Source organism: Mycoplasma sp. 2248, from assembly GCF_034863245.1.
Taxonomy (GTDB): domain Bacteria; phylum Bacillota_I; class Bacilli_A; order Mycoplasmatales; family Metamycoplasmataceae; genus Mycoplasmopsis.
Genome location: NZ_JAYFFC010000002.1, coordinates 120169 through 129384, shown reverse-complemented (window position 1 = coordinate 129384; position 9216 = coordinate 120169). Strand labels below are relative to the sequence as shown.

The following is a 9216-nucleotide window of genomic DNA, read 5'->3' as shown; positions in this document are numbered from 1 at the left end:
GTATTAGGCACACAGCCAGCGTTCATCCTGAGCCAGGATCAAACTCTCGAAAAAAATTGACTTGTCATGTCTTGTATATATCTAGTTTTCAAAGAACTTCTTTGCTATCAAAAGCATGAATATTATAACACTATTTTTTTTATTCAAAGTTTTTTTAAAAATTTTTTTCGAATTTTTTATTTGAACTTTTGATTAAAAAAATACTATCCACATCATAGTTTAATGGACAGTATTAAAGTTTTTGTTATTTGTATATTTTTGAAATATCAGCAAACATCGAAGTTTCTTCATTGTATTTTCTTCTATTATTAGTATCTAATAATTTATTATATGTTTTCTCTGTTATTAATTTATCATCATATAAAACTTTTAAATAGTATGCAATAACTTCGTCTGAAAAGAAATATTCATAATCATTATATAAAGAAATGATGTCTTTAATTTCATCATAAATAGTCTTTCTTAATGATTCGGGATATTTCATCTCTTTTGAATGTTCAGCAAATTCTTCTCTATCAACAATTTGCAATTCTTTATCTGGATAACATTTTATGTCTAAATCATAATCAATAAATTTAAGCGTGTCATCTTCAAAAATTGGACGTGATGCAAGGTTTATATAATAATAAGAACCGCTTTCTTTTAAAAGAACAATTGCATTGTACATTGAATCTTTCGGAATAAATCAAATTGCATTTTCTTTATATCTTCACCCATTTACATCTCTTTCATATTCAGCCACTTTAGTGTTTTTTAAAAATAAAACAATATGTCTCTTATTATGAAAAATTACTTTTACAGAATTTCATTGTCTATAAAGATGACCATTATGTTTATAAGCTTGAACATTAATCATTTGCCCAACTTTTAATTTAGAAAAATCTCATAGCATAAATTCCTTTCTATTTGCTTGTGAATATCTTAACTATGTAAATAATTTATGAAAATCTAATTTAACTTTATTATCTCTAGTTTTTATTATATTGTAAACATTTTGATTTTTTGTTGATCTTGTTGTTGTTACTCATCTATTTTCAGGAAGTGTTATTTCTTTTTCAGTTAAAATTTCATTTTCTTCAGCAATATTATTTTTATTTAAATCTTTTCATAAATAAATAACTGAATTATTACTTGGTTTTGTAATGAAATCTTCTGAAATATATGGAATAAATAAAGTGTTTGTATATTCATTTAATGAATTTGGATAAATTCTATTATTTAATTGTTCTTCTCTTTGCTGAACTTGTTCTGATGTTAATGAATTTGATAATAATGCACCTTTATCAAAAGTTTTGTGACCAAAAAAATTGAATGTATCTAAGTATTTAATTTTTGACGTTGCAGTAACTTGATTATTATCTGGATTAACGAAGACAAACCCTGTGTACTCATTTGAATCTAAGTAACCACTTAATTTGATTTTATGTTGATTTGCTTCATTATTTTCTATTTGCGAATGCTCTAAATCAATTCATTTTCATCCACTATTATCATAATATAGTTGTGAAATAGTTTTTCCATAACCCATTGTATCTAAAAATAATTTGTAAAAATCAACTGATTTATCTTGTTTTATTTTCTGAAGATTTAAATATTCAGTTTTAGTTCTATATCCTACTTGAGGTTGATATTCAGATAAAGCAAAAGGTGTTGTTGGCAGAAGAATTGAAGATTGATTTTTATAAGTTCTTGTTCTGTTTGAATTTTCTTGAATTGTCAAATCACCTTGTATGTATCATCCTTGTCTATATTGTGAATCAAAATTATTCAAGAAAACTTTACTCATATCATCTGCTAAAGATGTTGGTGAAATTGTGTAAGTTGTGGATGAAGATTTTTTATCAATATGAGCATAGCTAAAATAACTCATTGTAAAGATATCTTGACCTTTATTTCTTGAATCTTCTATAGCAGGACCAATTGGATTTGGTAAATTTATATTAAAGTAAGGTTCAAAACCATATTTCAAATATTCTCTAGGAACTAATTCAGTCAATGAATAATAGTAGCGAATATTATTTGATGAAAGACCGAACTTTGTATCAGGTGAATAATACAATTTTGAATGTTCTTTTAATTTTTTATTAAGTTCAATTACATCAGGATTGCTTGGTTTTCCGTTTGAAAGATCTCAAATATCTTTCGGGCTAAAAACATTATGAATAAAACTATTTTTTTTGTTATTATCTGCTCTTAATATTTCTCAAGTTTCATCAGAGATTTTTGACTTTGAAGTTACATCATAGTTTAATAAATATTGAAATGAATCAACAAACGATTTATTTCAATATTGAGTGTAAAGATGATTATGCTGATCTTTAATTGTTGTTCCAGGTGAATAATAAATAATTGATGGGTTAACTAAATCTGAATCATCATTTTCAAAACTATAATATTTTGCAAGTACATCTTTTTTAAATGCAATTTCTGCATATGAGTTTGCTCAATGATGCATATATTCGTGGAATGTTGTTTGCATCATATAAGCAATAATTTCATAAAGGCTCATTCCTGATTCACAAAAAAAGAAACCATTAATAAAGATATTTTTAATATTCGGAATATATAATCCGTTTGCAGTATTATCTATTACACTAAAATTATTTATATTTATAGCTTCAAGATCGAAAACTTCAGTACTGAATGGAATTTTTCTTTTAAATTCATGAGCATATAAAACTAAACCTTCAGGACCTAATAAATATCTACGCTCACTTTTGTTTTCACTAACATAATATGCATAGTCTCTAAAAGTCACATTTGTGTACGGATCTATGTATTCAAAATAGCAGGTTCCATTAGTTTCTTCATATTCGTGCACATTATTTTTTTCAGTTTCAAATCTATTTAATAATTGACTAACTTCATCATTACTTTTTGATGAAGTTTTCATAAATTCTTTATTGTTAATTGGAACTACATTAGAAGCTGCAATTGTAGGATGTGTGTAATTTGTAAATCTTAATTTAACTTTATTAACTTGTTTTTTATCACCATTTCCAGAAGATTTAAAAATATCTAGAAAACTGCATGAATTAGTCACAAGTGTTCCTAGACCTAAAATTGAACCAGTTAAAAACAATAAAGATTTACGTAATTTAGTCATATTTAAATCATACACTTTTTATCTTCAAATAAGATAAGAAGTGTTGTAATTATTTTTTTCATAAATGTGAAAAATTTACTAGAAAACATTAAATTTTTGATAACTTGATCTCAAAAAGTTATAGAATAAAAGTGTAAGAAATCGGAGGTGCTTATGTACAAATACAAAGCAAAATTAGTAGCTAGTGGTGAAGTTATTGCACAAGCTAACACAATTGACGAATTAGAAGGTCAAATCAAAGGATTTCGCCGTGGTCAAAAACACGGATTACACACCAAGGGAAATGAAAAAATTGAAATATTCCATATAGAAAGAAACAATTTGGAAGGTAAATCACATTCTAAAGAAGTTTCAGTTAAAGTTGTTTAATTTATTGAATAGAATTTATATATTAGTTTTATAGATATGTGCCACCAATTTTTGGTGGTTTTTATTTAAAAAACTCTAATTGCTATATAATAAAAAGAAAATTATAAGGAGTTAAAATGTCAAAACCTAGATTAGAAGATAATTTTTATGTATACGTTAATTATGAATGATTAAATACTGCCACAATTCCATCAGATAGATCATCAATGTCAGCATTCGGTGAATTAGATATCAAATTAGAAAAATTACTTAAAGACTTAACAGTTCAGTGAGCTAATGGTCAAAAAGAATTACCTAACGATCCTATGATGAAGCAGTATGTTGAATTTTACAAAATGATTATTGATAAAGATAAGAGAAAAGAAATCGGAATAAAACCAGCTAAAGATTTTCTTAAAAATATTGAAGAATTAAAATCATTTGAACAACTTGCTTCAAATTTTGATTACTTTAATAATAGATATGTATCTTTACCTTTATCTTTTGGTGTTGGAGAAGATTTTAAAAATAATAAATTACAAGTTTTATGACTTGATGAATTTAGCTTAATTTTACCTTCAAAAGAAACATATGAAAATGAACAAGAAGCAAATAGATTAATGACTGTATGAATTAATATGGTTTTTGATTTATTACAAAAATATGGATTTGATGAAAGAAAATCAAATGATTTAATTAATAAAGCTATTGCTTTTGATTTAAAAATTAAAGATTATGTTCTTTCAGATGTTCAAAAGGCTGATTATGTTTCATTATACAACCCTAAAGAAATTTCATGATATACCGATAAAAGTTCAATTTTTAATATTCCAAACATTGCAGAACAATTAGTAGGTCAAAAAGTTGAAATGATACCTTGTTCAAATGTTAAATTCATTGAAAACTTAAACAATATTTTCAATAGTGAAACATTCGAAGAATATAAAGCCTTATTCTTTATTAAAAACTTAATTTTTGCAGCTTCATATTTAGATGAAGAAACAAGAATTAAAGCAACAGAATTTAAAAATGCAATTTACTCAATCCAAAAACCAAGAGATTTAGAAATGTTCGCTTATGATTTAGCTACTAAATATTTCAAAGAACCATTAGGTATGTACTATGCAAAACATTTCTTTGGAGAGAAAGCTAAAAAAGATGTAGAACATATGGTTGCTAATATGATTGAAGTCTATAAGAAAAACTTGGAAGAAAACACATGATTATCAAAAGAAACGATTAAAAAAGCAATTACTAAATTGAACAAATTAGGTGTTATGGTAGGATATCCAGAAATCATCAGACCATTTTACAAAGATTTTGTTGTTAAGAACTATGAGCAAGGTTCAAACATTTTAGAAAATGTTTTATTCTTTGAATCAATTAAGACTCAATATAACTTATCCCAATACAATCAATTAAAGAATGATAAGTATTGATCAATGTCTCCTGCAGAAATTAATGCTTACTTTAATCCATTTGCAAATCACATTGTTTTCCCTGCTGCAATTTTACAAGCTCCTTATTATGATATTAATCAATCTTCATCTGCAAATTATGGAGGAATTGGAGCAGTTATTGCTCACGAAATCTCACATGCATTTGATAACAACGGTTCACAATTTGATGAAAATGGAAGCTTAAACAACTGATGAACTGATGAAGATAGAGCAAAATTTGACGAAAAAATTGCTGCCGTTATTAAGTTATATGATGGTAAAGAAACTAAATATGGAAAAGTTAATGGAAAACTAACAGTTTCTGAAAATATTGCTGATATCGGTGGAGTTTCATGTGCCTTTGAAGCTGCTAAACTTGAAAATGACTTTAATCCAAAAAACTTCTTTGAAAACTGAGCTAGAGTTTGAAGAATGATTATCACAGAAGGAAGCGCAAAAAGAAGATTGGAATCTGACGTTCACTCACCTTCAGAAATACGTGGGAATGTTGTTTTATTAAACAATCCAGATTTTACAAAAACTTATAACTTAAATAAAAATGATCAAATGTTTTTACCTGAAGAAGAACAAATCAAAATTTGATAGATAATTAAATTGAAAAATATAAACCTCAATATAATGAACACATTTTAGTGATAGTTATATTGAGGTTTTTCATAATTATTTTAATAATTTTAGTTTGATATTTACTCTCTTGAAATTGTATATGCATTATTAGCATGATATGCTTCATAGTCTCCTCTATTAAATGTCTCAAGACTCTCGGGATTATCTATAGAAATTGAATAGCTTTATCAACTATTTTAATTTTTTTAACTATTCTTGCAACTAATTGCCTAATAGTTCAAATTTGAGAAAAATCACTAAATTAATGAGGTGATTATGAAAAAAATTTTAGTCTTCTTAATAATTTTTATGAAGTTAATGTTTTGTTGCAGTTTTTTTACTGCTTCATGTAAGACTGATAACAATCAATTAAAAAAAGAAATCAATAAGAAAAACCATAATACAAATTCTAATAAAACAACAAATAGTTTATTGAATCAGAAATATTTAAGTAATTTTTCCCCATTATTAATTAATAATAAAATTTTGCTTAGTTCAGGAAAAATGAATTGAGAAAATATCAAGTTTGATAAAAATAATCAAATTAATCTTAATATTCAGCATGAAGATATGATGGATAATGTATTTAAAGTTTCATTTCATAACTATAACCCTCATAATAAGATAAACTCACAATCTAAATATATGATTCATTCAGGCACTATGAGTTTATTTGATTATCATCTTGATGATAATGGTGAAATTGAAAAATTGTATTTCGTAACAAATGCTCATGTTCTAAATAACTTTGTAAAGAATAATTCTGATGGTTCAATATTTTCAAATATTATCAATGATAACCAATTATTAAATGATGAAAGTAACCTTATAACTTCTCAAGTTCAAATTTCAAAGTTGCGATTTGATACGAATAAAAACCAAGAAATTAAACAAATTTTCAGCTTTAATCCTAGTGATTTTAAAATTGTATATTTAGCATTAGATTTTTTAAAGTCAAGTCCTAAAAACTACATCCATAATATGGATAATGTTGAAGAAATGATTGACTTTGGTATACTGGAATTAGATTTGAAAAATATTCATAATAAAAGTAATTCAATTTTTGAATACTCTAAAAATGAAAATTTAGTCAGTTGTCAAAATATGACGTTTAATGAATGATTAGGTAAATTTATTAATATCAAAAAAATTAACACCATATCATCAGATAATATTTTGGAAAATCATGAATTTTACTCAATAGGTTACCACGATAAGGAAAATGAGTTTACTTTTAATAATTCAAATAATTTAAATCACTCAGAGCAATTTCATTTTTTAGAAAACTATCCTGGTTTTGTTGATATTTTGCTTAACTTTAGATACATAAGTCATTTAAATAATTTTAAGTATGTAAATAAATCTGTTTCCAAAACAAATAAATTTGTTAATTATGGTTTAGGATTCGTAATAAATAATTATCAACCATATTATGGTTCATCAGGATCTCCGGTTGTTAATCAAAATAATCAATTACTTGGTTTAATGTTTGCTACATATGATGTTGATTTTAAAAATAAGGAATCAATATCTTGTCTATTAAGATCACCTAAATTAGATTATTCACATAACTTTGGATCATACAACATAGAACCATATGATTTAATTTATGGAGGATATCAAAATCAAAAATCATCATATAAAGATGCGATTAGAAATTTGTATGGAGACAATTATAAAACTTGGCTAATAAAATAACCAGGTATTAACCTGGCTAAATAAATTATTTGTCAATATTTGTTTTTAAAACTGATAAGAAAGCTTCTTGTGGTACTTCGATAGAACCTAGTTTTTTCATACGTTTCTTACCTTCTTTTTGTTTTTTAAGTAATTTTTGTCTTCTTGTTACATCCCCACCATAAAGTTTTGCAGTAACGTCTTTTCTGTAAGCTTTAATTGTTTCCCTTGCGATAATTTTTCCACCAATAGTAGCTTGCACAGGTACTTCGAAGTTTTGCCTAGGTATTGCATCCTTGAGTTTTATACACAACTCTCTAGCTGATTCATATGCTTTTTCTCTATGACTGATTATTGAGAATGCATCAACTTTATCACCATTTAATAAGATGTCAACTTTAACTAAATCTGAAGGTCTATATCCAATTCACTCATATTCGAATGAAGCATAACCTTTTGTAGTAGATTTTAATCTATCAAAAAAATCAAAAACAGTTTCAGCTAATGGTAATTCATAAATTATTCTAGTTCTTCTAGAGTCAACTGTCTCTAAAGTTTTATAAATACCTCTTTTATTTTGACAAAGTTCCATAACATTACCAATATATTCGTTTGGCACAAAAATACTTGCTTCAACATATGGTTCTTCGATTTGCTCTATAAAAGTTCTATCAGGGAATAATGTAGGGTTAGAAATGTATTCAATTTCTCCTTTTGTAGTAGTTACTTTGTACTCAACGCTTGGGCTTGTCGCAATAATTCCAACTTTATATTCTCTATCAAGTCTTTCTTGAAGAATTTCCATATGCAACATTCCTAAGAAACCAACTCTAAATCCAAACCCTAATGCTTTTGATGTTTCTTGTTCTCATGTGATTGAAGAGTCTGATAATGAAATTTTTTCTAAACTTTCCTTAAGATCCATGTAATCTTTTGTGTCAATTGGGTAAAAACCAGTAAATACAACGGGTTTCATTTTTTTGTAACCTGGAAGAGCTTGTTTTGTTGGATTAGAAATTAAAGTGATTGTATCCCCGACGTTAACTTCTTTTGCATCTCTAATTGCTGCTGAAACTCACCCAACTTCTCCTGCGACTAATTCATCTTTTTTGGTTTCATTTGGATTTTTAATACCTAAGTCAATAACATGATACTCATTTCCTGCATCGTGTCTTGACATAAATTTAAACTTATCTCCTGTTTTAAGCTTACCTTCGAATACTCTAATAAACATGACGACACCACGATATGGATCAAAGTAACTATCAAAAATCAATGCTTTTAAAGGTTTATTATCATCTGCATTTTTAGGTGCTGGGATATATTCAACAATCGCATCAAGCAATTGATGAACACCTTGACCTGTTTTTGCAGACACCAAAATAGCATTATCAGTCGGTATACCGATAACTTCTTCTATTTCTTTTTTAACACCTTCAACATCAGCACTTGGTAGATCGATTTTATTTATAACAGGCAAGATTTCTAAATTATTTTCAATCGCTAAATAAACATTAGCTAAAGTTTGAGCCTCAATACCTTGTGTTGCGTCCACAAGCAATAAAGCTCCCTCAGAAGCTGCAAGAGATCTAGAAACTTCATAATTAAAATCAACATGTCCTGGCGTATCAATTAAATGAAAAATATAGTCTTTATACTTAATTTGAACTGCATTTAGTTTAATTGTAATACCACGTTCCTTTTCAAGATCCATTGAATCTAAAAATTGAGCAGTTAACTCTCTTGTGTCTACTGTATTTGTATATTCTAAAATACGGTCAGCTAAAGTACTCTTACCGTGATCTATGTGAGCTATTATTGAGAAATTACGAATTTTACTTTTTTCCATAGTTCTTTAAATTATAGATGAAAATTTTTTTCATTTTTTGAATTTTTATCTTATAATAATACCAGTGCTTTATCCTTGAACTTGATTCGGATAAAGAATGTGATGTCCATGAAACATCCTTCTTGTGTTAAATTATTAAACACCTGTCACTAAATAATTTTATGTAAAAC

General features: G+C 26.6%; 6 protein-coding genes. 3 read left to right on the top strand and 3 right to left on the bottom strand.

Translation table 4 applies throughout. From position 1 onward, the window contains the following. Window positions 1–244: 244 nt before the first annotated feature. Entirely contained in the window at window positions 245–892 is a 648-nt protein-coding gene (locus tag VBM91_RS01135) for a DUF402 domain-containing protein (protein ID WP_257089504.1), read from the bottom strand. 33 nt (window positions 893–925) lie between these two features. Next, entirely contained in the window at window positions 926–3106 is a 2181-nt protein-coding gene (locus tag VBM91_RS01130) for an MYPU_1760 family metalloprotease (protein ID WP_323189007.1), read from the bottom strand. A 153-nt stretch (window positions 3107–3259) separates the two neighbouring features. Here VBM91_RS01130 and VBM91_RS01125 point away from each other — a divergent pair, with 153 nt between their 5' ends. From VBM91_RS01125 to VBM91_RS01115, 3 genes are all read left to right on the top strand, one after another. After that, on the top strand, window positions 3260–3475 hold the full coding sequence (locus tag VBM91_RS01125) for an MAG6790 family protein (RefSeq protein ID WP_257089500.1): 216 nt from the start codon (window positions 3260–3262) through the stop codon (window positions 3473–3475). A 116-nt stretch (window positions 3476–3591) separates the two neighbouring features. Then, window positions 3592–5499 (top strand): M13 family metallopeptidase, encoded by a 1908-nt coding sequence (locus VBM91_RS01120; protein WP_323189006.1) that lies wholly within the window; start codon window positions 3592–3594, stop codon window positions 5497–5499. Window positions 5500–6024: 525 nt separating this feature from the next. Further along, window positions 6025–7218 (top strand): MIP family Ig-specific serine endopeptidase, encoded by a 1194-nt coding sequence (locus VBM91_RS01115; protein ID WP_323189005.1) that lies wholly within the window; start codon window positions 6025–6027, stop codon window positions 7216–7218. Window positions 7219–7243: 25 nt separating this feature from the next. On the opposite strand, the gene lepA is transcribed toward VBM91_RS01115, so the two are convergent. Next, complete coding sequence (lepA, locus tag VBM91_RS01110; RefSeq protein WP_323189004.1) at window positions 7244–9046, bottom strand: translation elongation factor 4; 1803 nt, start codon at window positions 9044–9046, stop codon at window positions 7244–7246. Between the last annotated feature and the right edge of the window lie 170 nt (window positions 9047–9216).